Source organism: Streptomyces sp. NPDC043952 (assembly GCF_056435325.1).
Map to the genome: position 1 here is coordinate 75,593 of NZ_JBWKES010000020.1, position 24,677 is coordinate 100,269.

Consider the following 24,677-nt stretch of genomic DNA (forward strand, 5'->3'; position numbering starts at 1 on the left):
CGGGCTCGCACAAAGCCGGAGCCGGCCGCGGACGGCCCTGGAGCCTCCGGCGGCCGGGCGGAGAGCGGGCCCGACACGGCGAGGGGGGCCATTCCCCGGTCGACGGGGCACGGAGACACGGCGGGACCGTGAGGATGACCACATGGCGGACTGGTTCCGCGTCCGCCGCGAGGACGGAGCCGGCGGGCGTGGCGGCGCCGGCGGGGCGGTGGCCGTACCACGGGCGCCGGTTCAGCCGTGCCGTTCCACCGTGGATTCCCTGACCACGAGTTCGAAGCCCGGCAGGATGCGGCGGGGTACCGGTGCGGTCCGTGCGGCGATGCGTTCCACCACGCAGTCGACGGCGATCCGGGCGATGGCGCGTTTGTCGGGGGCGACGGTCGTCAGGGCGACGGCCGCGTACCGGGCCTCCTCGATGTCGTCGAAGCCGGCCACCGCGATGTCCTGGGGCACCCGCAGCCCGCGTCTGGCCAGGACCCGCATGGCGCCGAGGGCGACCAGGTCGTTGAACGCGAACACGGCGTCCGGCCGCTCGCCCCGGTCCAGCAGAGCGGCCATGGCCACCGCGCCGTCCTGGCGGTCGTAGCCGTCGGTGGCCACGACGAGTGGTTCGGGCGGTCGCAGGCCGGTGGCGGTGTGCGCCTCCCGCCAGCCACGCAGCCGCAGGTGCGCCGGTTCCCGCCCGCTCTCGCGGCGGGCGCCGAGGAAGGCGACCCGGCGGCGGCCGGTGTCGAGCAGGTGCTGCACCGCGGCGCGCGCCGCGGCCACATTGTCGATGGCGATGTGGTCGAAGGGGGCGTCGTACTCGCGCTCCCCGAGGAGCACCAGGGGCGAGGTGTCCGTGCGGGCGAGCAGGTCCTGCGTCGCCATCCGGATCGGGCTGAGGATGAGGCCGTCGATGAGCTGCGCGCGGAAGCCCTGGCAGACCAGGATCTCCTTCTCCCGCAGTCCCGCGGTGTGGTCGAGCAGCACGGTGTAGTCGTGCCGGGCGGCCGCGTCGATGACGGCGCCGGCCACCTCGGAGAAGTACGGGTTGCCCAGTTCGGGGACGGCCAGCGCGATGATGCCGGTGCGGCCGTTGCGCAGATGGCGGGCGACGAGGTTGGGCCGGTAGCCGAGTTCGTCGATGGCCCGCTGCACCCGTGCCCGTGTGCGGGGGGAGACATGGACATAGTTGTTCACGACGTTCGACACAGTCTTGGCGGACACCCCGGCGCGCTGTGCGACGTCCTTCAGGCTGACGCCCACGGGACTCCTTCGGTAGGTGGGCGGCGTCAGTCCGTCCGCCGGGTGCGGCTGAGCAGGGTCTGGGCGAGGACCACGACGGCCAGGAAGGCGCCGTTGACCGTGTCGGTGAACGCGGAGCCGTACTGCGAGAAGTAGTGGTCGATGAGGTTGTGGATGACGGCCAGCACCAGCACCCCGCTCGCCGTGCCGCCGACGGAGCCGCTGCCGCCGGTCAGGAGCGTGCCGCCGATCACCACCGAGGCGATGGCGGTGAGTTCGTAGCCGACGCCGATGGTGGTGACGCCGGAGCCCAGGCGGGCGCTGCCGAGCGCGCCCGCGGTCGCGGCGAGGGTGGCGGACAGGACGTAGACGAGGACCTTGGTGCGGGCCACGGCCAGGCCCATCAGCGTGGCGGCGTTCTCGTTGCCGCCCAGTGCGGTGACCGTGGCGCCGAACCGGGTGCGGGTGAGCAGCAGCGCGCCGAGCGCGAACAGGGCCGCGACGAGGAGGACGGGCACCCAAGTGCCGTCGCCCGGGCGGCGGAAGGCGGAGCGGGCGGGGACGAGGTAGGTGGTGGAGCCCTCGTCGGTCAGCGCCTGGAGCAGGCCGCGGGCGCCGAGCAGTCCGGCGAGGGTGACGATGAAGGGCGCCATGCGGGCGCGCGCGACGAGCAGTCCCTGCGCGGTGCCCCACAGCGCGCCGACGGCCAGGGGCAGTACGAGGGCGAGCCAGGTGCCGCCGGTGTGCGCGCCGTAGGCGCCGAGCACCCCGCCCAGCGCGTACAGGGAGCCGACGGACAGGTCGATGCCGCCGGTGAGGATGACGAAGGTCATGCCCAGGGCCAGCAGCCAGACGAAGGCGTTGTTGCCGAGGACGCTGGAGATGTTGGACCAGGTGGCGAAGGTGGACGAGGTCGCGGAGGCGAGGGCTGTGATCAGCACCAGCACGGCCAGTGCGCCCCGGCGCTGGATGTGGGAGGCCAGGCGTTCGCGCAGGACGGCCGGCCCCGCGGCGTCCGCCTCCGGGGGCGGCGGCAGCGGGGCGGGACGCAGGGCGGAGGGGGTCATCGGGTACCTCGCTCCTGGGAGGCGTAGACCGCGCAGCAGATGATGACGGCCTCCACGAGTTGGGTGTACGACGTGTGCACGTTGTGCTGGGTGAGGACGGCGGTGATGAGCTGCATGAACAGCGCGCCGGCCACGGTGCCGAGGACCCGGACCCGGCCGCCGGTGAGCGGGGTGCCCCCGACCACGACCGCGGTGATGGCGTTCAGCTCCATGTCGAGGCCCTGGTTGGCGGGGTCCGCCTCGGCGCCGTGCCCGACGATCATCGTCCCGGCGAGGGCGGCGAGGACGCCGGACAGGACGTAGACGGTGACGAGGACCCGGCGCACCGGCAGCCCGGCCAGGGTGCCGGCCCGGCGGTTGTCGCCGATGGCGACCAGTTGGCGGCCGAAGGTGGTACGGCGTACCAGCAGCGCGGTGAGTACGGCGCAGGCGGCGGCGATCCACGCCATGACGGGGATCCCGGCGAACCCGTCGGAGCCGAGGCCGAGCAGCCCGGCGTCGGTGACGGCTTTGGCGGAGTTGCCGTTGATCAGCTCGGCGACGCCCCGCACTCCGATCATCAGGGAGAGGGTGGCGACGATCGGCTGGACGCGGGCGAAGGCGACCATGGTGCCGCCGGCCGCGCCCGCGATCCCGCCGCAGACCAGGGCGATCAGCACCGCGAGCGGCGCGCCGTAGCCGAGGTAGAGGGGGACGACCGAGGCGGCCAGGGCGATGACGGCGCCGACCGAGAGGTCGACGCCCTCCGTTCCGATCACCAGGGCCATGCCGAGGGCGACGACGAGGGTGGGGGCGACCTGGAAGAGCTGGATGCGGACGTTGCCCGCGGACAGGAACGAGGTGTCCAGGGCGGCGGCCACGGCGAACAGGACGAGCAGCGCGGCGTAGACGCCGTACGCCTGGAGCAGCCGGGCCGGCCGGGCCCGGTCCGGGGGGCCGGGGGCGGCCCAGGCCGTGGGGGTCATCGGGGCTCCTTGTGCGGCACGGCCGGGGCGGACGGGTGTCCTTGGACCCGCGCCGGGTCGTCGCCGGGGGTCGATGCGGGGGCTTCGCCGTCCGGTGCATCGGCGTCCGCCGCTTCGGCGTCCAGCGCTTCGCCTTCCGGCGCTTCGGCGGCGGAGGCGGCCGGGACGGAGGAGGCGGCCGGGGTGGAGGCAGAGGCGGAAGGGGCGGAGGCGGAAGGGGCGGAGGCAGAGGCGGCCAGGGCGGAGGCGGCCGGGGCGGAGGCGGAGGGGCCGGAGACGGAGGGGCCGGAGGCAGAGGCGGCGGGAGCGGCGGAGGCGGGAGCGGCGGAGGCGGGAGCGGCGGGGGCCGCGGGGGTGGCGAGCGTGTCCAGCACGGTCCGCTCGGTGATGTCCGCGCCCCGGAGGTGGCCGACGATCCGGCCGTCCTTGAGGACGACGAGCCGGTCCGAGCCCTCGATCAGTTCCTCCAGGTCGGAGGAGATCAGCAGCACCCCGAGGCCCTGTCCGGCGAGTTCGCCGACGAGCGCCTGCACCTCCGCCTTGGCGCCCACGTCGATACCGCGGGTGGGTTCGTCCAGGAGCAGCACCTTGGGGCCGAGGCACAGCCAGCGGGCCAGCAGCACCTTCTGCTGGTTGCCGCCGGACAGGTCGCCGACCTTCTGGTCGGGGCCGGCCGCCTTGATGCGCAGGCGCTCCATGAAAAAGCGCACGACCTCGTCCTGCTTGGCCGCGGAGACCACGCCGGCGCGGGCGAGCCGGGGCAGCAGGGCCAGGGAGATGTTCTCCCGGACGGACAGGTTGGGCAGGATGCCCTCGCTCTTGCGGTCCTCGGCGAGCATCACGACGCCCGCCCTGATGGCGGCGGCCGGACTCCGGCGGGCGAGGGGAACGCCGTCCACCTCGACGGTGCCGCCCTCGGTGGCGAGGGCACCGGTGATCGCCTTGGCGGTCTCGCTGCGCCCGGCGCCGAGCAGCCCGCCGAGGCCGACGACCTCGCCGTGGTGGATGTCGAGGCCGACGCCGTGCAGCTTGTGCCGGACGGTCAGGCCGGTGGCCCGCAGCACCGGAGGTGTCCCGTCCCCGGCATCGCCGCGGGGCCCGCCGCCCCGGCCGGCGCCGAACGCCGTGGCGCCCTCGGTCCGTACGGTGGACATCTCCCGGCCGAGCATCAGCGAGACGAGCTCCAGCCGTTCCAGTGCGGCCATGTCACCGGTGTGCACGACCGCGCCGTCGCGCAGCACGGTGACGCGGTCGCAGATCTCGTACAACTCGTCGAGGCGGTGGCTGACGTAGACGACGGCGATGCCCTGGCTCCGCAGGCCGCGGATCACCGAGAAGAGGGTGTCCACCTCGCGGGGTTCGAGCGAGGAGGTCGGCTCGTCCATCACGACCACGCGGGCGTCGGCCTGCACCGCACGGGCCAGGGCCACCATCTGCTGGGCGCCCAGGCCGAGGCTGCCGAGCGGGCGGGTGACGTCCACGTCGACGCCGTAGCGTCCGAGCGTCTCGCGGGCGAGGCGGTTGACGGCGCGGACGTCGACCAGGCCGAAGCGGCGGGGTTCGCGGCCCAGGCACAGATTGCGGGCCACCGACATCAGCGGGACGAGGTTCACCTCCTGGTAGACGGTGGAGATGCCGGCCGCCTGCGCCTCCAGGGGGTTGCGGAAGGCGCGGTCCTCGCCCGCGAGCCGGACCCGCCCCGCGTCGGGCCGGTACACCCCGGTCATCACCTTGATCAACGTGGACTTCCCGGCGCCGTTCTCACCGACGAGCGCGTGCACCTCGCCGGGGCGCAGCCGGAAGTCCACCCCGCGCAGGGCGTGCACGCCCGCGAACTTCTTGTCCACCCCGGCGACTTCGAGGATCCAGTCGCTGCGAGGTGCCCGGCTCTGCTGGACCAACGTCTTCCTCCTCCTGCGGGCCCCCGGCGGCGGCCGCGGCTCAGTAGACGAGGCCCTGGCCGAGGGCCTGCTTGGCGTTGCCGGCGGTGAAGTGGCCGTCCTTGATGATCACCTTGGGCGGTACGCCGGTGGTGCCGTAGAAGTCCTGGAGCGCCTGGAAGGCGAGCGGTCCGAAGCGCGGGTTGGTCTCGATGTCGGAGACCATCTGCCCGGCCCCGACGTTCCTGACGGCCTGTTCGATGCCGTCGATCGAGACGACCTTGACGTCCTTGCCGGGGGTCTTGCCCGCGGACCTGATGGCCTGGATCGCGCCGAGCGCCATCTCGTCGTTCTCGGCGTAGACGGCGTCGATGTCGGAGTGCGACTGGAGCAGTTGCTCCATCACCTTCTGGCCGTCGGTCTGGGCGAAGTTCCCGGTCTGCGAGGCGACGATCTTCATCTTGGGGTACTTCGCCCTGGCCCGGTCCTCGAAGCCCTTGGTCCGGTCGGTGGTCACGTTGTTGCCGGGGGTGCCGGTGAGGATGGCGACATGGGCGGCGCCCCCGGTGGCGCCGGCGAGGTCGTCGGCCGCGAGCTGCGCCTGGTGGTAGAAGTCGGAGCCGATGAAGGCCATGAAGTCCGTGCAGGCGGCGCCGCCGACGGTGCGGTCGATGGTGAGCACGGGGATCTTCGCGGACTTGGCCTTGGCCAGGGCGGGGCCGAGGCCGTCGGAGTTCTCCGGCGCGACGATCAGAACCTTGGCGCCCTGCGCGATCATGTCCTCGATCTGGGAGTTCTGGGTGTTCACGTCGGCGTTGGCGTTGCGCTCGACCAGCTTGACGCCGAGCTTCCTGGCCTGCTGTTCGATGCTCTTGGTCTCGGTGGCGCGGAAGGGGTTGCTGGTCGACTCGGACTGGGAGAAGCCGACGATCGTCCTGCCGTCGGTGATGTCCAGCCGGGGGACGCCGCCGCCGTAGGTCTTGGAGGTGCAGCCGGGGCCCGCCGCCGGGGACGAGGCGACCTGCTGGGAGGCGGCCGAGCCGTCGTCCGCCGCCGTGGCGCGGGAGCCGCCGCCGGTGGAGGAATCCGACTTGGTGCATCCGGTGGCGGCCAGGCACAGCCCGGCGGTGAGCACTGCGGCGGTCAGGGCCTTGGCTCGGGGGGAGATGTTCACGCGCCGATCACATCCTCAGCGATGCAACGAAGGGGCGGGGCTGAACAGACGAGGCCACCGGGGCCCTCGATCGCGGAGGGCGGTACGGCAGGCGGGCTTTTCAACGTTGTAGACATTGAGGGAACGTCAAACCCGGTGTCAACCCGCGGTACGCAACTCTTCGAGCGGGCCGTTCCGTTCGCGTGCAGGGCGGTTCGGCACAGGCTCCCGAGCACCGGATTTCCGCGCTGACCGCGCCACCAGGGCTGCCAACTCCCGTTCCAGCAGCGGGTTTACGGCTCTCCGCGGGTCGTGGCCGGGTGTGCCGCCGGATTCGCGCACGGGGATGGACGCCCGTGCGGGGGCTGTGCTGTTATGTGGCGGATCCCGTTTACAACGTTGGCAGAGCCCGGCGCCGCGAAGGCGCCGAGCCGAGTGGGCTCCGCCGCCGCCCCGGCGGGCCGGGCTCGCTTCCCCCCTCTCCCCCAGCACCGGGAGCACACCATGCGCAGAGAGAAATCCCCCGCGACAGGCGGTTCCCGCCGGTCCGCGCGGTGGGCGGTCCTCCGTCCCGTGCGCCATCTGCTGTCCGCCCTCGCGGCGGTCGGGCTCGTCGTCGGGGCGCTGATCGCCCTGCCCGGCGCCGCGCAGGCGGCGGGCTCGCTGCCGTGCGACATCTACGGCGCCGCCGGCACCCCCTGTGTCGCCGCGCACAGCACGACGCGCGCCCTGCTGTCGTCGTACAACGGCCCCCTGTACCAGGTCACTCGCGCCTCGGACGGGGCCCGCGCGGACATCGGGCTGCTGTCGGCGGGCGGGTACGCCAACGCCGCGCAGCAGGACGCGTTCTGCCAGAACACCACCTGCCGGATCACCAAGGTCTACGACCAGACCTCCCGGCACAACGATCTGACCCCCGGCCCGGCCGGCACCTCCGGCATGGGCGCCGACCGCGGCGCGGACGCGAGCGAGATCGCGGTGACGGCGGGCGGGCACAAGGTGTACGGCATCTGGATCTCGCCGGGCGTCGGCTACCGCTACACCGGGGTGGCCTCCGGCGTCGCGGTCAACGGACAGCCGGAGGGCGCCTACATGGTGGCCAGCGGCACGCATGCCGGCTCGGACTGCTGCTTCGACTACGGCAACGCGGAGAGCACCCCGGCCGACACCGGCAACGGCCACATGGACGCCGTGTCCATCGCCACCACGTGCTACTTCGCGCCGTGCACCGGTTCGGGGCCGTGGGTCGAGGCCGACATGGAGAACGGCATGTTCCAGGGCGACAACGGCTCCAACACCGCCAACCGGGGCAACAACAGCCCCTTCGTCACCGCCATGCTGAAGAACGACGGGCAGACGACATACGCGCTCAAGGGCGGCAACTCCCAGTCGGGGGCACTGAGTACGTGGTGGAACGGCGGTCTGCCCACCCGCGGCGGCTACCGGCCCATGCACCAGGAGGGCGGCATCATCCTGGGCACGGGCGGTGACAACAGCAACTGGAACCGGGGCACCTTCTTCGAGGGCGTGATGGTCGCCGGCTACCCGACCGACGCCGCCGAGAACGCGGTCCAGGCGAACGTGGTCTCCGTCGGCTACTTTGGTGAGACGGACGTGCCCAACGGGCCGCAGGGCACGATCACCGGGCCGGGCGGCGCGTGCGTGGACGTCGCCGCGGACGACACCGGCGGCAACGGCACGGCCGTACAGCTGTGGAGCTGCCAGACGTGGGCCGAGGACCAGCACTGGCAGCACAACGCCGACGGTTCCCTCAGCACGATCGGCCGCTGCCTGGACGTCGAGGGCGACGGCACGGCCAATGGCGCCAAGGTCGAGTTGTGGGACTGCAACGGCGTCGGCGGGCAGAAATGGGTGCAGCAGGCCGACGGCTCACTCCTCAACCCCCAGTCAGGCCGCTGCCTCGACTCCCCCAGCGGCGCCACCGCCAACGGCACCCGCCTCCAGCTCTGGGACTGCAACGGCTCCACCGCGCAGAAGTTCTCCGTCAACGGCGGCGCACCGGTCGTGGGCACGGGGGCGAAGTGCCTCGACGTGGCCGCCGACGACAGCGGGGGCGACGGGGCGGCCGTACAGCTGTGGGACTGCCAGTCCTGGGCCGTGGACCAGCACTGGTACCACAACGCCGACGGCTCGCTGCGCACCCTCGGCCGCTGCCTGGACGTCAACGGCAACGGCACGGCCGATGGCACGCAGGTCGAGCTGTGGGACTGCAACGGCGTCGGCGGACAGAAATGGGTGCAGCAGGCCGACGGCTCACTCCTCAACCCCCAGTCAGGCCGCTGCCTCGACTCCCCCAGCGGCGCCACCGCCAACGGCACCCGCCTCCAGCTCTGGGACTGCAACGGCTCCACCGCGCAGAAGTTTTCCCTGATCTGATTCCTCGTCAGCTCGGTTCCCGTTTCGTTGGGTTGGGAGGGTGCGGGAATCCTGCGCGGTTCCCGCACCCCTTCCCCGCTGCCCGCCGCTGAGCGGGCTTGCCAGGACCGAGCGCGGCCCCGTATAACGTTGGAAAACCGGCGGCGCCCCTCTTGGCGGACGGGGAGGAACATCGTGCGGGTGAGCCTCAAGGACGTCGCGTCGCACGCGGGTGTCTCCATCAAGACCGTGTCCAACGTGGTCAACGACCAGCCGCATGTCACTCCCGCGATGCGGGCGCGGGTGCAGAAATCCATCGACGAGCTCGGCTACCGGCCCAACCTCACCGCCCGGCATCTGCGCAAGGGCCGGACCGGGATCGTCGCCCTGGCCCTGCCCGAGCTGGGCAATCCCTACTTCGCCGAGCTGGCCGCCGAAGTGGTCGACGCCGCCGCGGAGCACGACTACACCGTGCTGCTCGACCACACGGGCGGCCGCCGCGACCAGGAGACCCTGGTCTGCCAGGGCTTCCGCAGCCGGGTGATCGACGGGCTGATCCTCAGCCCCATCGAACTGGAGGCGGACGACCTGCGCGAGCGGGCACCGGTCCCGCTCGTCCTGCTCGGCGAGCGCGAGTACGACCTGCCCTACGACCACATCTCCATCGACAATGTCGCCGCCGCCCGCGAGGCCGTGCGCCATCTGATCTCCCTCGGACGGCGGGACATCGCCTTCCTGGGCGCCCGGCGCGGCCGCAGCCAGCCCGCCCATCTTCGGCTGCGCGGCTGGCGCGAGGAACTGGACGCGGCGGGACTCGTCGCCGACGACCGGCTGGTGGCGGCCACCGACGGCTGGGGGCACGCCGACGGGGCGGCGGCCATGGCGCGCCTGCTGGACGCGGGCCACCGGCCGGACGCGGTGTTCGCCTACAACGACCTCATCGCCATCGGCGCGATGCGGGTGCTGTCCGAACGCGGGCTGCGTGTCCCCGAGGACGTCGCGGTCGCCGGGTTCGACGATGTGGTGGAGGGCCGCTTCGGCGCCGTCACCCTCACCTCTGTCTCCCCCGACAAGGCGTCCATCGCCAGGATGGCCGTGGAGTCGGTGCTCTCCCAACTCGACGGCGCCCCACGGCAGCAGGCCCGCCGGATCCACGCCGGTTACACCCTGGTGCGCCGCGAGAGCACCCTCGGACACGGCTGACCGCTGCGCCGCCCTCGGTCGACGGCCGGGGTGAACGCCGTGCCGGAGCTGTCGCCCGGTACGGGGGCCGGGCGGCGGGGTCGGTCGGGGCGCCAGGTCGCGACCAGGGCGGCGGCCAGCAGGAGTTCGGCGATGTCCCCGCCGTAGTACATGATCTCCGCGCCCGCCTGGACCTGATCGATGGGTGCGTGGATGTCCACCCAGAACCCGCCGTACATCAGCTGGGAGATCACCGCGTGCGCGGCGATCGCGACACCGAGAAGGACCAGCCGCGCGGGTACGCCCGGCCGGGAGGGGGCGGGGTCGGGACCGGCGACGACGTAGGCGAACAGGCAGCCGGAGAGCAGGAAGTGGGCGTGCAGGAGCCAGTGGGCCGCCGGGTCGCCCGTGGCCATGTCGTAGAGGGGGGTGAAGTAGAGGGCGGCGAGGCTGCCCGTGGACAGCAGCAGCGCGGGCACCGGATGGGCGACGATCCGGGCGGGCGGGCTGTGCAGTACGGCGGTCAGCCGGCGGCCGCGGGACGCGGGCAGGGTCCGCAGCAGGAGGGTGACGGGCGCGGCCAGGACGAGCGCGAGCGGCGCGTACATGCCGATCAGCATGTGCTGGGCCATGTGGCCCCGGAAGTCGTGGTGGGCGAAGGGGGCCACGGGCGGCAGCAGGGCGGCGCCGAGCAGCGCGATACCGGTCTGGAAGCTGAGCGTGCGCCACCGGCTCCAGCCCAGCGCCGGATTGCGGCGGCGCGCCCGGCGGACCAGCAGCAGGTAGGCGCCGGCGGCGGACAGCAGGACGAGCGCGGGCGGCAGCCATCCGAGGAGACCGCCGCCCGCGTCGTGCGCCCCGGCGGGCATGTCGTGATCCATCAGGCGCGCGGGTCCTTCCGGCCGGTGGGGGCGTCCGGGGCGACGGGGCTGCCGGTAGGGGCGCCCGGTTCGGCGGGGCCGCCGGCGGGAGCGCCGGGGACGGCAGGCCGGCCGGTACGGGCATCCGGATCGACAGGCCGGCCGCCGCGCTGGAGCAGATAGCCGGCGGCCAGGAGCAGTCCGCCCACGACCAGGAACCCGGCGTCCCACCATGCCTGGTAGGGGCCGCCGCGCACATGGTGGATGCCCAGGATCTGGTGGTCCAGGATGCCCTCGACCAGGTTGAAAAGGCCCCAGCCGACGAGCACCCAGCCCCACAGGACGCGCGAGGTCCACACCGCCCGCCGGTTGTGCGTGACCCGCGAGTAGAGGATGGCCAGGCCCAGCAGTACGGCGATCCAGCACACGGCGTGGAAGACGCCGTCCCACACCGTGTTCATCTCCAGCCCGGAGACGGTGCGGGGGTCGTAGTACTTCACCCCGATGTGGTCGTGGTTGGTGCTGCTGAGCATGTGATGCCACTGGAGGAGCTGGTGCAGCAGGATGCCGTCGACGAAGCCGCCCAGCCCCACGCCGAGCACGATGCCCGGCAACCGGATACTGTTCGGCCGTGCGGTGCCGACACGGGACTCGCCCATCGTGGTGGCCATCGTCCGCCTGCCCTCCCGCTCTCGAGTACGCCGGCAACACGTCCGCGAGCAGGTTCCCCCGCGGGGGACACTCACCCCGGATCGGACTGCGCCATCCGGCCTCACCGGCGTCGGCCGCCGGGAAAGTGGAGAGGTGCCCGGAGTGGCCTGCCCTCTCCGCCACTGCCACGGGGGCCCGTCATCCGGCGCCGCCGTGGCCTGTCGGCAGGCGCCGGCCGGAGCCGCCCGTACACATCGGATCGGGTTCCGGACCGGAGTGCGCCGGCCCGGAACCCGATGGCCCCACTGTGCCGCGCCCGGTCCGGCGGCGCGATTACCTCACGGGTCATGCCGGTCCGGTGCCCCGGCAGCGCACGCGTCCGTGCCCGGCGATCGCTCTTTGGCCGAGAAACGATCTTGAACTCATGCCCGTTGCGCATAGGGTTCCATGAGCATGGCCGCAGTCCCGCGAGCTCTGGGAGCACATCGGTGGAGTCGACGCCGCTGCCCGAGACCCTTCGGCGTCTTGACGCGCTGATCCGGCAGGAGGGCCTCGAACGGTCGGAGTTCCTCGACGCCAGAAGGCTGGCGCTCAGGACCGCGTTGCCCGAGCACGTCGTCGGCACGCTGCTGCGCGGTGGGCAGCCGCCCGTGGAGACGGTCAACGAGCGGGTCCGGTCACGGATCAAGGCGCTCGCGGACGACCGGCTGGCGCGCGCGGGCCGGCGCATGTCGGACCTCGCGGGTTCCATCTCCCGGCAGTTGGGGGTCTCCGCGTTCTGGGCCCGGCAGGTCTGCGCGGGCGACAAGGTGCCCAGCGTCGAACTGCTCCACGGCCTGGTCGACTTCTTCGGGGTCGAGGGCGGCGAGGCGTTCTTCACCGCGCCGGCCGACGAGGCCCTCAACCGGGAGCTGCGGTCCATGCTCGCCGCACGGTCCGCGCCCGCGGGACGGGCGGCCCTGCCGATTGCCGCGCCGGGCCGCGACGACGTGCGCGGCTTCGCGCTGCGGCAGGCGCGGGAGCTGCCGGAGGAGCGCTGGAACGTGCTCAACGCGACCCTGAAGGCCCTGCTGGAACTCGACGACCAGGAGGGGGACCGGTGAGCGTGAGGTGCCCACCCCCGGCGCGATCCGGTCCGCGCTGCCCTGGTGGCGTACTCCCCCCGGCCATGCTGCTGATGAGCCGCAAGACGGCGCTGTACGACGCCATCCTCGCGCTGGCTCCCCGCTGTGATCCCGCCGTCCGTGACGCGGCCTACCGTACGGCGCTGAGCCGCTGCCCGGACGAGGGACCGGCCGCGGCGAGTGCGGACGCGGCCATGATCGTGGTCGCCCTGGAGCGGCAGCACGCCGACCCCGAGCGGCTGCCGGCCGGCGGCGGTCCTTCGGCTTGGCGCCCAGGAGAGCTGGTCCCGCTGTCCCTCGCGCTCGCCTCGCCTCTCGTCCAAGAGTTCCGCACACACCACCGTTTCCCCGCAGAAAGCAGCCGACCATGAGTCAAGCCACCCGGCACCGCCCCGCCCGCGTCGTCGTGATCGGAGGCAGCATGGCCGGCATGCTCGCCGCGGTCGCCGTCAAGGACCGGGCGGAATCGGTGGAGATCATCGAGACCCACGAGCTGCCCGAGGGGCCCGAGCCGCGCGTCGGCGTGCCCCAGGCCGTCCATATCCATCTCCTCCAGTCCGGCGGCGTGGACGCGCTGGAGGAACTGCTGCCCGGTGTGATCGACCAGTTGGCGGCCGCGGGGGCGCATCGCATACCGGTGACCACCAACATGATCGTCTACTCGCCCGAGGGCTGGTACCGGCGCTGGCAGCGCGCCACCCACCGGCTGATGACCGCGAGCCGGGACCTGACGGACCACGTGATCCGGAAACGGGTGCTCGCGGAACCGCGCATCGAGGTCCGTACCCGGTGCAGGGCGATCGGGCTGCTCGGCGACGGGCGCCGGGTCACGGGCGTGCGCGTCCGCACCCCGGACGGGGGCGAGAGCGAGCTGCGCGCCGACCTGGTGATCGACGCGTCCGGCCGGGCCTCCCGACTGCCCCAGTGGCTCGCCGAGCTGGGGGTTCGCGGCCTCGCCGAGGACCGTGTCGACTCCGGGCTGGTCTACGCCAGCCGTATGTACCGCGCTCCCGTCCCCACCCGCGGCTGGCCCGTGGTCAGTGTGAACGCCGACCCGCGCCGGCCCGAGCCCGCCCGTGCCGGCGGCATCCTGCCGATCGAGGGCGACCGCTGGCACGTCAGTCTGATGGGCGCCGCCGGTGGGCAGCCCAGCCGGGACGCGGACGCCTTCGAGCCCTTCGCACGGTCCCTGCGGCACCCGGTCATCGCCGCTCTCCTCGAACGCGCGGAGCCGCTGACCGACGTCAGCGTCACGCACAGCACGGCCAACCGGCGCTACTACTACGAGCGGCTCAAGCCCTGGCCGGAGGGGCTGGTGGCGCTGGGGGACACCGTCGCGGCCTTCAACCCGATGTACGGCCAGGGTCTGTCGGTGATCGCGCGCGGCGCCCTGGCGCTGCGTGATCTGGCCCGCGGCGGACTGGTCCCGCAGGTGTCGCGGCGCGCCCAGCGGGCGATCGCGCGGCCGGTCGAGGCGGCGTGGGCGCTGACCGTCGGGCAGGACATCCATTTCTCCACGACCACCGGGAAGAGCCCGCACTTCGCCGACCGGCTGCTCCACCGGTACGTCAACCGTCTCTCCCGCACGGCGACCGGTTCCTTCCGTACGGCCACGGCGCTGACCGACGTGCTGGCGCTCCAGGCTCCGCCCGCGTCCCTGGTGCGGCCCGGTGTGCTGCTCTCCGCTCTGGTGGGGCCGCTGCGACCGCAGTTGGCCGGTCCGCAGTTCACACCGCAGGAGCGGGCTCTGCTCGACGGCCTGCGGGAGCGTTCGTAGGCCGGGGCGGGCGCCGGCTCAAATTCCGCTCAGAACAGGCGCATTCTGTGCGGGAGCGGGTGCACACTGCTTGTCGAGACCGCTTTCACCTGGGGGAACACACATGAAGAAGCTGCTCGCCCGCGCCATGACGCGCATTCAGGACACGGTGTCGGGCCGTCGGGACCTCGGGAAGTACGAAGCCGGCGGGGCCGGACAGCACAGCCCGCACAACCGTGACGCCCACCTCGCCTACCACCACGTCCCGGCGACCCCGCAGATCCCCGTGAACGGACCCAGCGGCATGTGATCGCGCACGCCGGGGAGAGTCGAGCGGGTCTCATGATCGCGCCGAGCCGCTCGAACGCCGTCGGGAAGATGAGGAGTCCGGTCTGGGTGGCGCCGGGCACGCGGGCTCCCTCGGTACCGCTGGTAGGTCTTGATCATCATCTCTTGCGGCCGGCCGGGTGAACAGGGGAACAGCCGGTCGGCGGCGGTCAGTCGGTCGCCGGGAGCGGCGGCGGTGTCGGGCCCTCCGGTGCCGGGAGGTCGCCCGCCGCGCTCACCGCCGCGGTGATCTCGTCCGCGGCCGCGGACGGCTGCGGCAGGACCAGGCCGACGAGCAGGTACAGGACGAGGGAGGTCACCATCGGGGTGGCGATGGTGAGGGTCTGGTCGGTGCTGTCGAGGACGTATTTCACCAGGACGAAGCTCGCCAGGCCGCAGGCCCAGGAGAGCAGCGCGGCCAGCGGGCCCCAGCGGCGGAACGCGGGCAGCAGGCCGAGCAGCATCGGGGTGGAGATCGGGCCCATCACCGCGGCGACCAGGGCGGTGATGATGCCGAGCGGGCCGCCGAAGTGGCTCGCCTCCATGGCGACCACCATGCTCACCGCGATGAAGGCGACGGTGCACACGCGCGCGGCGAGCAGCCCGCTTCGGGCACCGAGCGCCCGGCCCCGGCGGGCGACGGCCGGGATGATGTCCCGGACGACCACGGAGGCGATGGCGTTGGCGTCCGACGAGGCCATGGCCATGGTGTGCGAGAACATGCCGGCCAGGGTCAGTCCGACCAGGCCGGCCGGGAGCAGGTGCTCGGCCATCAGCGCGTACACCTGCTGCGGGTCGGCGATGTGCGGCATCAGCACCGGGCCGGCCACGGACGGAAAGAGCAGCACCGCGGGCCAGACCAGGTAGAGGGCCGCGGACAGCAGGGCCGAGCGCTTGGCGGCCGGGGCGGAGTCCGTGGCCATGTAGCGCTGGGCCAGGTTCCACATGCCGCCGTTGTACTCGAACAGTTTGACGACCGCGTAGGCCGTGAGGAAACCGGCCGTATAGGGGCCGACCAGCGGGTGGGTGTGGCCGGCGGGCAGCCGGTGCCAGAGGGAGCCGAGGCCCGAGAAGCCGCCCACGTGGCGCAGCGTGATGATCACCATGGAGAGCGCGGCGACGCCCTGGATGACGAACTGCCCGAAGTCGGTGAGCGCGTCCGCCCACAGGCCGCCGACGGTGCAGTAGACCAGGGTGACGACGCCGGTGAGCAGGATGCCGATGTTCAGCGAGACGCCGGTGAACACGTTCAGCATGATGGCGACCGAGGCCCATTTGGCGGCGACGTCGAAGACCTTGAGCAGCGCGCCGCTCCAGGCCAGGGCCTGCTGGGTGGCGATGTCGTACCGGCGGGCCAGGTATTCCAGCGGTGAGGCGACGTCGTAGCGGCGGCGCAGCCGGTTCCAGCGCGGGGCGAACAGCCAGGCGCCGGCACCGGTCGCGACGGCGAGCGGCAGGAACGCCCAGACGTAGATGGTGATGCCGTAGCTGTAGGCGACCGCCGCGTAGGCGACGAACACGGCGGCGCTGTAGCCCGACATGTGGTGGGAGATGCCGGACAGCCACCAGGGCATCCGGCCGCCGCCGGTGAAGTAGTCGCTCACATCGCTGACGCGTTTGTGCGACCAGAGGCCGATGAACAGCATCACCACGAAGTAGCCGCCGAGGGCCACCCAGTCCGGACCTCCATCGACATGGACGGAAGCTCGACTTGACCAAGCTGTCTACGTATGTAGACTCAGTTCTCATCCATGCTTTTCAGCGCGCACGTTAGCCTGGCGTACAGGGGCGGTCAATGTGTCGGGAGGTTTTCGTTGACGCGACAGGGAAAAGGCGCCGTCTCCGGTGAGACGGGGGCGCCTACTGCGGTCGGGGAGGCCCGAGTTGCCGGGCGAGAGGTCCGAATGGAGTGGCACGCATGACCGGGACGGGTGAGGCCGGCCGGGGGCCGGTGAAGTCGGCGGAGCGCACCGTCCAGATCATGGAGGTGCTCTCGGCCTCGCCGGAGCGGCTCACCCTGGGCCGGCTCCAGGAACTGACCGGATATCCGCGCTCCAGCCTGTACGCGCTGCTGCGCACCCTGGTGGCGCTGAAGTGGATCGAGGTCGAGGAGGGCGGCGAGGCGGCCGGCTTCGGGATCGGCCCGCGCGCCCTGCTGTGCGGCACCGCGTACCTGGACCGGGACCCGGCGCTGCCGCACGCGGTGCGCCGGATCGAGCAGTTGCGCGCGGACGTCGGCTACACCACCCACTACGCCCGCCTGGACGGCGCCAACGTCATCTACCTGGCCACCCGCGAGGCCACGGACTCCCGCCGGCTGACCTCCCGCGTGGGCCGGCAGCTCCCGGCGCACGCGACGGCCCTGGGCAAGGCGCTGCTCGCCGAGCTGACCGCGCGGGAGGTGGACGCGCTGCTGTCCGAGCAGCCTCTCAAGGCGCTCACCCCGCACACGGTCACCCGCCGTCCGGCCCTGCGCGAGGAGCTGGAGCAGACGCGCACCCGCGGCTGGGCGCTGGAGAGCGAGCAGAACACGCCCGGACTGTGCTGCGTCGCCGCGACCGTGTCGTACCGCATCCCGGCCACCGACGCGATCAGCTGCTCGATCCCGCTGGACCACGCGACGGACCAGGAGATCGAGCGGGTCGCGGAGGCGGTCACCCGGCACGCCGCGGAACTGGCCGCGACCCTGCGCCGGAACGGCATCCGCTGAGGCCCGTCACCTGGGAGTCGCCCTCCCGTGAACGGTGCCCCGCCGGTCCCGCCGGCGGGGCACCGCCGCTTTCAAGCGCCGGGAGACCTCACCAGCGGGGGACCTTCTTCTCGTACGACGGGTCGATCCGCCGCATATAGCCGGTGTCGTCGCGGTTGCGCAGTCCGCAGGAGACGTACTGCTCGTGCAGCCGGGCCAGCGCGTCGCGGTCGAGCTCGACGCCGAGGCCGGGCGCGGTGGGTACGGAGACGGAGCCGTCCCGGAACTCCAGGGCGCCCGGCGCGATCACCTCCTCGGTCTTCCACGGCCAGTGGGTGTCGCAGGCGTACGTCAGGTTCGGTGTGGCCGCCGCCAGATGGGTCATCGCGGCGAGGCTGACGCCGAGGTGCGAGTTGGAGTGCATGGACAGGCCCAGCTCGAACGTGTCGCAGATCCCGGCGAGCACCTTCGAGCGCTGGAGGCCGCCCCAGTAGTGGTGGTCGGAGAGGACGACCTGGACCGCGTCCAGGGCCACGGCGGGCTTGAGTTCGTTGAAGGCGACCACGCACATGTTGGTGGCGAGCGGCATCGGCGCCTCGCGGGCGACGCGGGCCATGCCCTCCTGCCCCGGCGTGGGGTCCTCCAGGTATTCGAGGACGCCGTCGAGCTCGCGGGCGACCATCAGCGAAGTCTCCACCGTCCAGGCGGCGTTCGGGTCGAGCCGCAGCGGCCGGCCGGGGAACGCCTCGCGCAGGGCACGGACCGCCGCCATCTCCTCCTCGGGGCGGAACACACCGCCCTTGAGCTTGATCGCGGTGAAGCCGTACTCATCGATCATGCGGCGGGCCTGCGCGACGATGCCCTCGGGGTCGAGCGCCTCGCCCCAGGGGTCTTCCTCGGCACCGGGGTGCGCGGCCCATTTGTAGAACAGGTAGGCGCTGAACGGCACATGATCCCGCACGGCGCCGCCGAGCAGGTCGCAGACCGGGCGTCCGGCCGCCTTGCCCTGGATGTCCAGGCAGGCGACCTCGAACGGCGAGAAGACCCGGTCCACCGTGCTGCTGGAGGTGATCATGCCGGTGAGGCCGTGGCCGTCGCCGCCGGTGTCCCCGCCGAGCGCGGCCGCGACCGCGGCGTGCATCCGGCCCAGGCGGTGCACGTCCAGGCCCGTCAGCGCGTCGGCGGCCTGCCGCAGCCGGCGCAGATGGCCCTCGTCGGCGTAGGTCTCGCCGAGGCCGGTGATCCCCTGATCGGTGTGCACCTCCAGGATGGCGCGCAGCGCGTACGGCTCGTGCACGCCGACCGCGTTGAGCAGCGCCGGGTCGCGGAAGGCGACGGGGGTGACGGTGACACCGGTGATGCGGATCGCGTCGCTCATCGGGTGCTGTCCTCCACCAGGGCCAGGCCCGCGTCGGTGATCCGGCGCAGGGCGTCGAGGTGTTCGGGGGCGGGGTCGAGCAGCGGGGGCCGCACCCCGCCGACGTCCAGGCCCCGCTGCCGCACGCCGGCCTTGACCAGCGCGACCGCGTAGCCGGGCACCAGGTCGCGCAGCGCCACCAGCGGGTGGAAGAACTCCCGCTGGAATCGCTCCACTTGAGCAGCGTCGCCCTTTTCGACCGCCTGGTAGAAGGCGTTGGAGATCTCGGGGGCGAAGCAGAAGACGGCGGAGGAGTACAGGGTGACGCCGATGCCCCGGTACGCCGGGACGGTCACCTCGGCGGTGGGCATGCCGTTGAAGAACTGGAACTGTTTGCCGGTGCCCGCGAGTTCGTGCCGTACGGCGGTCACCACGCGGGAGAGCAGGTCGAGGTCGCCGACGCCGTCCTTGAAGCCGACGACCCTGTCGTGGCGGGCCAGTTCGGCCGCGGTGGCGGGGTCGAAGCGGGCGTTGGCGCGGTTGTAGACGATGAGTGGCAGCTCCCCTGCGTCCGCGACCTCGCGCGCGTAGGCGGCGAGTCCGGCCGCCGGGGCCTGGACCAGGTAGGGCGGCAGCAGGAGCAGACCGTCGGCGCCCGCGTCCCGCGCGATGCGCGCGTACCGGCGGGCAAGTGGCAGCGGGCCGCCGGTGCCGGCGTACACCGGGACGCGGCCGGCCACGGTCTCGACGGCGGTGCGCACCGCCTCGCCGTACTCCTCGGGGCCCAGCGCGTGGAACTCGCCCGTGCCGCAGGCGGCGAAGACCCCGCCGGGGCCGGCGGCCAGTCCGCGCCGCAGATGCTCGGCCAGCACCTCCCGGTCGACCCGCCCGGACGCCGTGAAGGGCGTCACCGGAAAGAACAGCACGCCGTCGAACATGGGCACTCGGCACTCCTCGGGTCGTCCACCCCCGCCGTCTACATATGCAGACAGGCTCCACATTTGCGAACTTGCCTTCGAACTGTAAGACTCGCTCCGGAGTATGGTCAAGACGGCCACGGACACGCCCGGCCGCCACCGAGCCGCCACGGAGGAGATGAGGCGAGTGAGTCAGCGCATCGTGATCACCGGAGCCGCGGGAGGGGTCGGCGGTCTGCTCCGGCCCCGGCTGGCCCGCCCCGGCCGGACGCTGCGGCTGCTCGACGTGGCGCCGGTGCCCCCGGCGGCCGGGGGCGAGGACGTGGAGATCCTGCGGTCGTCGGTGACCGATCTCCCGGCGATGCGCGAGGCCCTCACCGGCGCCGACGCGGTGATCCACCTCGGCGGACTGAGCGTCGAGGGTCCGTGGGAGAAGATCCTCGACATCAACGTCAACGGCACCCGCACGGTCCTCGAAGCGGCCCGCCGGGCCGGCGTACCCCGAGTGATCATCGCCAGCAGCAGCCACGCGGTGGGCTTCCACCCGCGCGAGGGCGAGGCGCCCGACTATCTCTTCCCGCGCCCCGACACCTACTACGGCGTGAGCAAGGTGGCCGCCGAGGCCCTGGGCAGTCTCTACCACGACCGCTACGGCCTGGACGTGCTCTGCGTCCGCCTCGGCGGCTGCTACGAACGCCCCATCGCCACCCGCCAGTTGGCCACCTGGCTCTCCCCCGGCGACTGCGCCCGCCTGATGGAGGCGCTCATCGCGGCCCCCTCGCCCGGATTCCGTGTGGTGTGGGGCGTCTCCGACAACACCCGCCGCTGGTTCTCGCTGGACGAGGCACGCGCCCTGGGCTACGAGCCCCAGGACGACGCCGAGCGCTTCGCCGGTGAACTCGAAGGCCGTCACGACCCGTTGGACGAGATCTACCTGGGCGGCGCCTTCTGCTCGCCGGAACTCGACGCGGACGACACCGACGGCACGGACGCGAAGGGTTGACCGGTGCCGCGCACGACTCCTCTCCTTTCCCTGTGAGTTCATCCGCTCCTTGCCCGCGCGTTCATCCGCACCGTCCGACCCGGAGGTCCGACCGATGACCGACCCCACGTCCGCCCCGCTGCGGGGCGTCAGCCCGCGTACCGGTGACCCCGTCGGCGACCCGGTCGCCGTGTCCACCGCGCAGGATGTCGACACGGCCGCCCGCGCCGCCGCCCGCGCCTTCCCCGTCTGGTCCGCGCTGCCCGCCGCCGACCGGGCGAGGGCCCTCGACGCCGCCGCCGACGCGCTGGACGCGGCCCGCGACTCACTGGTCGCCGCCGCCGACGCGGAGACCGCGCTCGGCGCGGCCCGGCTGACCGGCGAGGTGGGCCGCACCAGCGGTCAACTGCGCCTGTTCGCCGAGGTGTTGCGGGACGGCGGCCATGTGCAGGCCATCCTCACCCCGGCCGACCCGGCCGCCGGGCGCCCCGACATCCGCCGGATGCGGCAGGCGATCGGACCGGTGGCGGTGTTCAGCGCCTCCAACTTCCCCTTCGCCTTCTCCGTGGCGGGCGGCGACACCGCCACGGCCCTGGCGGCCGGCTGCCCGGTGGTCGTCAAGGCGCACGAGGGTCATCCGGCGACCTCGGCCGCGGTCGCGCGCGTCGTCGCCGGGGCGCTGCGCGACGCCGGTGCGCCCGAGGGCGTCCTCGGCCTCGTCACCGGTTTCGAGGCCGGTGCTGCGCTGGTGAGGCATCCCGCCGTCAAGGCCGCCGGCTTCACCGGCTCGCAGACCGGCGGCCGGGCCCTGTACGACCTCGCCGCCGCCCGCCCCGAGCCGATCCCGTTCTACGGCGAACTCGGCAGCGTCAACCCGGTGGTGGTCCTGCCGGGCGCCGCGGCCGAACGCACCGGCGCGATCGCCGAGGGGTACGCGCAGTCGCTCACCCTGGGCACCGGCCAGTTCTGCACCAACCCCGGCCTGCTGTTCGTCCCCGAGGACGGCGCGCTGGTGGACGCCGTCGCGGCCGCGGTCGGCGCGGCGACGACCGGGCCGATGCTGACGTCCCGGATCCGGGACGGGTACGAGGCCAGGGTGGCGGAGCTGGACGAGGCCGCGGACCTCGTGCCGCTGGCCTTTGGCAGCGCGGGCGACGGCTCCTTCGCGGTGGCGCCGCGGGTATGGCGGCTCTCCCTGAAGTCCTTCGCGGGCCGGCTGGACGCCCTGGCCGAGGAGTGCTTCGGGCCGGCCGGACTGGTGGTGACGTACCCGGACGTGGACGCGCTCACCGAGGTCCTGGCGGCCCTGCCGGGCAGCCTGACCGGCTCGGTGCACGCCACGGCCGGCGACGCGGCGGCGGCCGCGCGGGTGGCGGCGGCGCTGCGGCACCGCGTGGGCCGCCTCGTGCACAACGGCTGGCCGACCGGCGTCGCCGTCTGCTGGGCCATGCACCACGGCGGCCCCTGGCCGTCCACGACGGCCCCGCTGCACACCTCGGTCGGCGCCACCGCGATCGACCGCTGGCTGGTCCCGATCGCCTACCAGGACTGGCCGGACGACCTCCTCCCGCCGGAACTCCAGGACGCCAACCCGCTGGGCATCCCCCGCCGGGTGGGCTGACCCGCCCCGCCCGCGGACCCGCGCGTCAGTCCGCCGTCAGCGGCGCCTGCCACTCTGGTTCCCGTGCACGGGGTCCGGGGGGCCGGGAACCGGGAGCGAGGAGAGGTGCCCGGAGTGGTTGATCGGGGACCGGCGAGCGCGTCTCGAGGTCGGATCCTTCTGGGGTCCACGCAGGTTCGAATCCTGCCCTCTCCGCTACACCGGGGTGTCCCGCGGCCGTGCCGCCGCGGGACATTCCGGGTTTCGGCGGCTGGTCAGGCGCCGCGCTGGACCGGGCCGACGAGGGTGCCGGGGGCGACGGAGAACCTGCCCCCGGCGAAGGACGTGCCGGGGATCTCGCCGCCCGGCGCCCGCAGCGTGAACGACGCCTCGTTCGAGGGCGTGCCGCGGTGCAGGTTCGGCACCTGGATGTCGAAGTGCACCGGGTGGCCGGGACCGAAGGTCACCTTCGTCTTCTGGTCGCCGTAGTGCCCGGCGGCGGCACCGGTCCGCTTGCCGTGGTTTGAAAACCGTACGTCGGTGGGCGAACCGGCCAGCTCGCACGACGCGTAGCCGCGCGGTGCGGTGAGGGTCACGCGGTAGTGGCTGTGCCCCGAGCTGGCGGGCGCCGCCTTGATCGTGGCCGTGTGGTTGGCCGGACGGCAGGCCGAGGGGGCGGCGCCGGCGGCCGTCGCGGGTGCGGCCGCCGCGATTCCCCCGCCCGCGGTGACCGCCAGCGCGCATGCGGCCAGGGCGGCGAACGTGTGCCTCTTGCTCATGGGAACACTCCTTGTCTTGCTCGATGGTCCTGCCGGAGTACTCCGCCGGGACCATGGTCGACAGGTGCCTCCCCCCGATCGCGCGCACGGAATGTCTCAGTTTGGGTACGAACGTCACAGGACCCTTTGCGCCCGAGGACGCGTCGAGGGTGGTCACCGATCGCGAAGGGATGCGGCCGATATGGACGCGGAGCGCGCGAAGCGCGTGGTGGCGGCGTTGCGGGACCGGGGGGCATGGCCCATCTCGTCGAGGCCGGGGTCTACGAGTTCGGGATCAGGGTCGTCCTGGACGAGGGCATCGAGGCGCTGTGGGACACCGACGGGGTGTCGGGGCTGGACGCGGAGGTCCTCAGCGACGGGGTGCTCATCGGTTTCGTGCCGCATGTGCCCGGTTCGGAGAACTTCACCGAACAGCAGATCGTCGACAGCATCGCGGCCACGCGGTACCCGACCGAGGGCCTCCGCCCGCCCGCCGACGTCCCGCCCCCGCCCCCGGCCGAAGGTTTCCGGCCGCCTGGCGACGCCGCGCCACCGCCCCCGCCACCGCCCGCGCGGCCGCGCCCGGAAGAACCCGCTCCCGCCGCCCCACCGGCCGGCCGCCACCAGCGCTGGGCGCGGTGGTTGCGGCACGGCGGGCACTGAACACTCCGCGCGGCGCCGGTCCGCGCGGGGTGACGGCCGCCTGTTCAGTGAGAGGCGGTCACGTGCTGGTCCCGTCCGGTGCGCCGGTCGTCTCAGGCCGCGCGGGGGAATCCAGCCCGAGCATGGCCGCCTCGTCGGCGGTGCCGGGGGCCGCCTGGTAGACGACCATCCGCTGGCCGCCCGTCCGGGCCAGTCGCATCACCTCGTAGGTCAGGGTCATGGTTCCGACCTCGGGGTGCCGGAAGTTCTTCTGGCCGCCGCCGCGCTCGCAGACGTCGTACCGTTCCCACAGGCGCGCGAACTCCGGGGACTTCAGGACGAGTTCGCCGACGAGGGTGGTCAGCTCGGGGTCGTCCGGGTCGGCGCCGGCGACCGCCCGCAGATGCGCCACCGAGTGGGCGACGGTGTCCTCCCAGGGCTGGTAGAGCGTCCTGCCCACCGGGTGCAGGAAGAGGTAGCGGGTCAGGTTGCGCTGGTGGTCCGACCAGTCCCACAGGCCGGGCAGCAGGCGCCGGCCCGGCGGGTTCGCGGCCAGGACGCGGTTGTAGCGGCTCACGACGTAGGCGGGCAGCGGGCGTACCGACTCCAGCATGCGCAGCACCGAGTCGCGCACGATGTGGTCCGCCGAGACCGGTAGCTCGGAGGTCCGGCCGGAGGCCAGCTCCGCGAGTTCGTGGAGGCGTTCGTAGCCGTCGCCGCGCAGGCGCAGGGCGCGGCCGAGGGCGTCGACGACGGCGGGCGAGGGATTGGTCTCGCGGCCGCGTTCGAGGCGGATGTAGTAGTCCACGCTCACGCCGGCCAGCGCGGCCAGTTCCTCCCGGCGCGGTCCCGGCGTGCGGCGCAGACCCGCGCCGGCCGGCAGACCGACGTCCTCCGGGCGTACCTGCGCCCTGCGGGCCTTCAGGTATCTGCCGAGTTCCGTGCCGCGCGCCTCTGTCGCTGCTCCCATTCGCTCAATTGTGCCAGCTCCGCCGGGGTGTTGAGGGGGTGTGCCAGGGCCTGGAACGCCGCACCCCGGGTTCGGCCCGGTCTGCCCGACTGCCCGTCCCGGCCGCAGAGTTGATCCCGGAGCGGGCGGCCCGGCGGCGCGGACCCAGGGGGTGCGTGACACCGGACCGCGGTCCCGGCGTTCGTGGCCGCCCG

At 73.0% G+C, this 24,677-nt stretch carries 22 protein-coding genes and 1 pseudogene; 11 read left to right on the forward strand and 12 right to left on the reverse strand.

The window, feature by feature from the left end; translation table 11 throughout:
* Nucleotides 1–231: 231 nt before the first annotated feature.
* Genes AC069R_RS22770 through AC069R_RS22790 form a run of 5 tightly spaced genes read right to left on the reverse strand, consistent with a single transcriptional unit; the run spans nt 232 to nt 6,313 of the window.
* Entirely contained in the window at nt 232–1,248 is a 1,017-nt protein-coding gene (locus tag AC069R_RS22770) for a LacI family DNA-binding transcriptional regulator (protein WP_478768634.1), read from the reverse strand.
* A gap of 26 nt (nt 1,249–1,274) precedes the next feature.
* The gene (locus tag AC069R_RS22775) at nt 1,275–2,294 is read right to left on the reverse strand and encodes an ABC transporter permease (RefSeq protein WP_478768635.1); all 1,020 of its coding nucleotides are present in this window, start codon (nt 2,292–2,294) and stop codon (nt 1,275–1,277) included.
* A complete protein-coding gene (locus tag AC069R_RS22780) occupies nt 2,291–3,259 on the reverse strand; it encodes an ABC transporter permease (RefSeq protein WP_478768636.1) in 969 nt (322 codons plus the stop codon). The genes AC069R_RS22775 and AC069R_RS22780 overlap by 4 nt, the downstream gene beginning before the upstream one ends.
* The gene (locus tag AC069R_RS22785; RefSeq protein ID WP_478768637.1) at nt 3,256–5,160 is read right to left on the reverse strand and encodes a sugar ABC transporter ATP-binding protein; all 1,905 of its coding nucleotides are present in this window, start codon (nt 5,158–5,160) and stop codon (nt 3,256–3,258) included. Before AC069R_RS22785 ends, AC069R_RS22780 begins: the two co-directional genes overlap by 4 nt.
* 40 nt (nt 5,161–5,200) lie before the next feature.
* Nucleotides 5,201–6,313 carry an ABC transporter substrate-binding protein gene (locus tag AC069R_RS22790; protein WP_478768638.1) on the reverse strand — a complete coding sequence of 371 codons (1,113 nt, stop codon included), beginning with the start codon at nt 6,311–6,313 and terminating at the stop codon, nt 5,201–5,203.
* Between the two features lie 483 nt (nt 6,314–6,796).
* Between AC069R_RS22790 and AC069R_RS22795 the strand changes: the two genes are divergently transcribed.
* Both AC069R_RS22795 and AC069R_RS22800 read left to right on the forward strand, forming a co-directional pair.
* A complete protein-coding gene (locus AC069R_RS22795) occupies nt 6,797–8,689 on the forward strand; it encodes an arabinofuranosidase catalytic domain-containing protein (RefSeq protein ID WP_478768639.1) in 1,893 nt (630 codons plus the stop codon).
* A 174-nt stretch (nt 8,690–8,863) separates the two neighbouring features.
* Entirely contained in the window at nt 8,864–9,871 is a 1,008-nt protein-coding gene (locus tag AC069R_RS22800; protein WP_478768640.1) for a LacI family DNA-binding transcriptional regulator, read from the forward strand.
* On the opposite strand, the gene AC069R_RS22805 is transcribed toward AC069R_RS22800, so the two are convergent.
* Nucleotides 9,829–10,731, reverse strand: a complete 903-nt coding sequence (locus AC069R_RS22805) for a cytochrome c oxidase assembly protein (protein ID WP_478768641.1) — start codon at nt 10,729–10,731, stop codon at nt 9,829–9,831. The two genes, AC069R_RS22800 and AC069R_RS22805, sit on opposite strands and share 43 nt — an antisense overlap.
* Entirely contained in the window at nt 10,731–11,381 is a 651-nt protein-coding gene (locus tag AC069R_RS22810) for a DUF2243 domain-containing protein (RefSeq protein WP_478768642.1), read from the reverse strand. Before AC069R_RS22810 ends, AC069R_RS22805 begins: the two co-directional genes overlap by 1 nt.
* Nucleotides 11,382–11,849: 468 nt before the next feature.
* On the opposite strand from AC069R_RS22810, the gene AC069R_RS22815 reads away from it, so the two are divergent.
* From AC069R_RS22815 to AC069R_RS22830, 4 genes are all read left to right on the forward strand, one after another.
* Nucleotides 11,850–12,464 carry a hypothetical protein gene (locus AC069R_RS22815; RefSeq protein ID WP_478768643.1) on the forward strand — a complete coding sequence of 205 codons (615 nt, stop codon included), beginning with the start codon at nt 11,850–11,852 and terminating at the stop codon, nt 12,462–12,464.
* A gap of 74 nt (nt 12,465–12,538) precedes the next feature.
* Nucleotides 12,539–12,856 (forward strand): DUF6545 domain-containing protein, encoded by a 318-nt coding sequence (locus AC069R_RS22820; protein WP_478768644.1) that lies wholly within the window; start codon nt 12,539–12,541, stop codon nt 12,854–12,856.
* On the forward strand, nt 12,853–14,262 hold the full coding sequence (locus tag AC069R_RS22825; protein WP_478768645.1) for an FAD-dependent oxidoreductase: 1,410 nt from the start codon (nt 12,853–12,855) through the stop codon (nt 14,260–14,262). The genes AC069R_RS22820 and AC069R_RS22825 overlap by 4 nt, the downstream gene beginning before the upstream one ends.
* Nucleotides 14,263–14,365: 103 nt before the next feature.
* Entirely contained in the window at nt 14,366–14,551 is a 186-nt protein-coding gene (locus tag AC069R_RS22830; protein WP_478768646.1) for a hypothetical protein, read from the forward strand.
* A gap of 187 nt (nt 14,552–14,738) precedes the next feature.
* On the opposite strand, the gene AC069R_RS22835 is transcribed toward AC069R_RS22830, so the two are convergent.
* The gene (locus tag AC069R_RS22835) at nt 14,739–16,214 is read right to left on the reverse strand and encodes a sodium:solute symporter family protein (protein WP_478768669.1); all 1,476 of its coding nucleotides are present in this window, start codon (nt 16,212–16,214) and stop codon (nt 14,739–14,741) included.
* Nucleotides 16,215–16,486: 272 nt separating this feature from the next.
* Between AC069R_RS22835 and AC069R_RS22840 the strand changes: the two genes are divergently transcribed.
* A complete protein-coding gene (locus AC069R_RS22840; protein ID WP_478768647.1) occupies nt 16,487–17,278 on the forward strand; it encodes an IclR family transcriptional regulator in 792 nt (263 codons plus the stop codon).
* A gap of 88 nt (nt 17,279–17,366) precedes the next feature.
* Here AC069R_RS22840 and AC069R_RS22845 read toward each other — a convergent pair whose 3' ends face one another.
* Complete coding sequence (locus AC069R_RS22845; protein ID WP_478768648.1) at nt 17,367–18,635, reverse strand: glucarate dehydratase family protein; 1,269 nt, start codon at nt 18,633–18,635, stop codon at nt 17,367–17,369.
* Nucleotides 18,632–19,552 carry a 5-dehydro-4-deoxyglucarate dehydratase gene (locus AC069R_RS22850; RefSeq protein WP_478768670.1) on the reverse strand — a complete coding sequence of 307 codons (921 nt, stop codon included), beginning with the start codon at nt 19,550–19,552 and terminating at the stop codon, nt 18,632–18,634. The genes AC069R_RS22845 and AC069R_RS22850 overlap by 4 nt, the downstream gene beginning before the upstream one ends.
* Nucleotides 19,553–19,709: 157 nt before the next feature.
* Here AC069R_RS22850 and AC069R_RS22855 point away from each other — a divergent pair, with 157 nt between their 5' ends.
* The 3 genes and pseudogenes from AC069R_RS22855 to AC069R_RS22865 all read left to right on the forward strand — a co-directional run bounded on the left by AC069R_RS22855 (nt 19,710) and on the right by AC069R_RS22865 (nt 22,329).
* Nucleotides 19,710–20,534 (forward strand): NAD-dependent epimerase/dehydratase family protein, encoded by an 825-nt coding sequence (locus AC069R_RS22855; protein WP_478768649.1) that lies wholly within the window; start codon nt 19,710–19,712, stop codon nt 20,532–20,534.
* 94 nt (nt 20,535–20,628) lie between these two features.
* Nucleotides 20,629–22,134, forward strand: a complete 1,506-nt coding sequence (locus AC069R_RS22860; RefSeq protein WP_478768650.1) for an aldehyde dehydrogenase (NADP(+)) — start codon at nt 20,629–20,631, stop codon at nt 22,132–22,134.
* Between the two features lie 99 nt (nt 22,135–22,233).
* Nucleotides 22,234–22,329: pseudogene (locus AC069R_RS22865) on the forward strand.
* A 59-nt stretch (nt 22,330–22,388) separates the two neighbouring features.
* Here the strand turns inward: AC069R_RS22865 and AC069R_RS22870 are convergent.
* Entirely contained in the window at nt 22,389–22,892 is a 504-nt protein-coding gene (locus AC069R_RS22870; protein WP_478768651.1) for a DUF4232 domain-containing protein, read from the reverse strand.
* Nucleotides 22,893–23,126: 234 nt separating this feature from the next.
* Here AC069R_RS22870 and AC069R_RS22875 point away from each other — a divergent pair, with 234 nt between their 5' ends.
* A complete protein-coding gene (locus AC069R_RS22875; protein ID WP_478768652.1) occupies nt 23,127–23,534 on the forward strand; it encodes a hypothetical protein in 408 nt (135 codons plus the stop codon).
* Nucleotides 23,535–23,592: 58 nt separating this feature from the next.
* Here the strand turns inward: AC069R_RS22875 and AC069R_RS22880 are convergent, their stop codons facing one another.
* Nucleotides 23,593–24,483, reverse strand: a complete 891-nt coding sequence (locus tag AC069R_RS22880; RefSeq protein WP_478768653.1) for a helix-turn-helix domain-containing protein — start codon at nt 24,481–24,483, stop codon at nt 23,593–23,595.
* Nucleotides 24,484–24,677 lie beyond the last annotated feature (194 nt).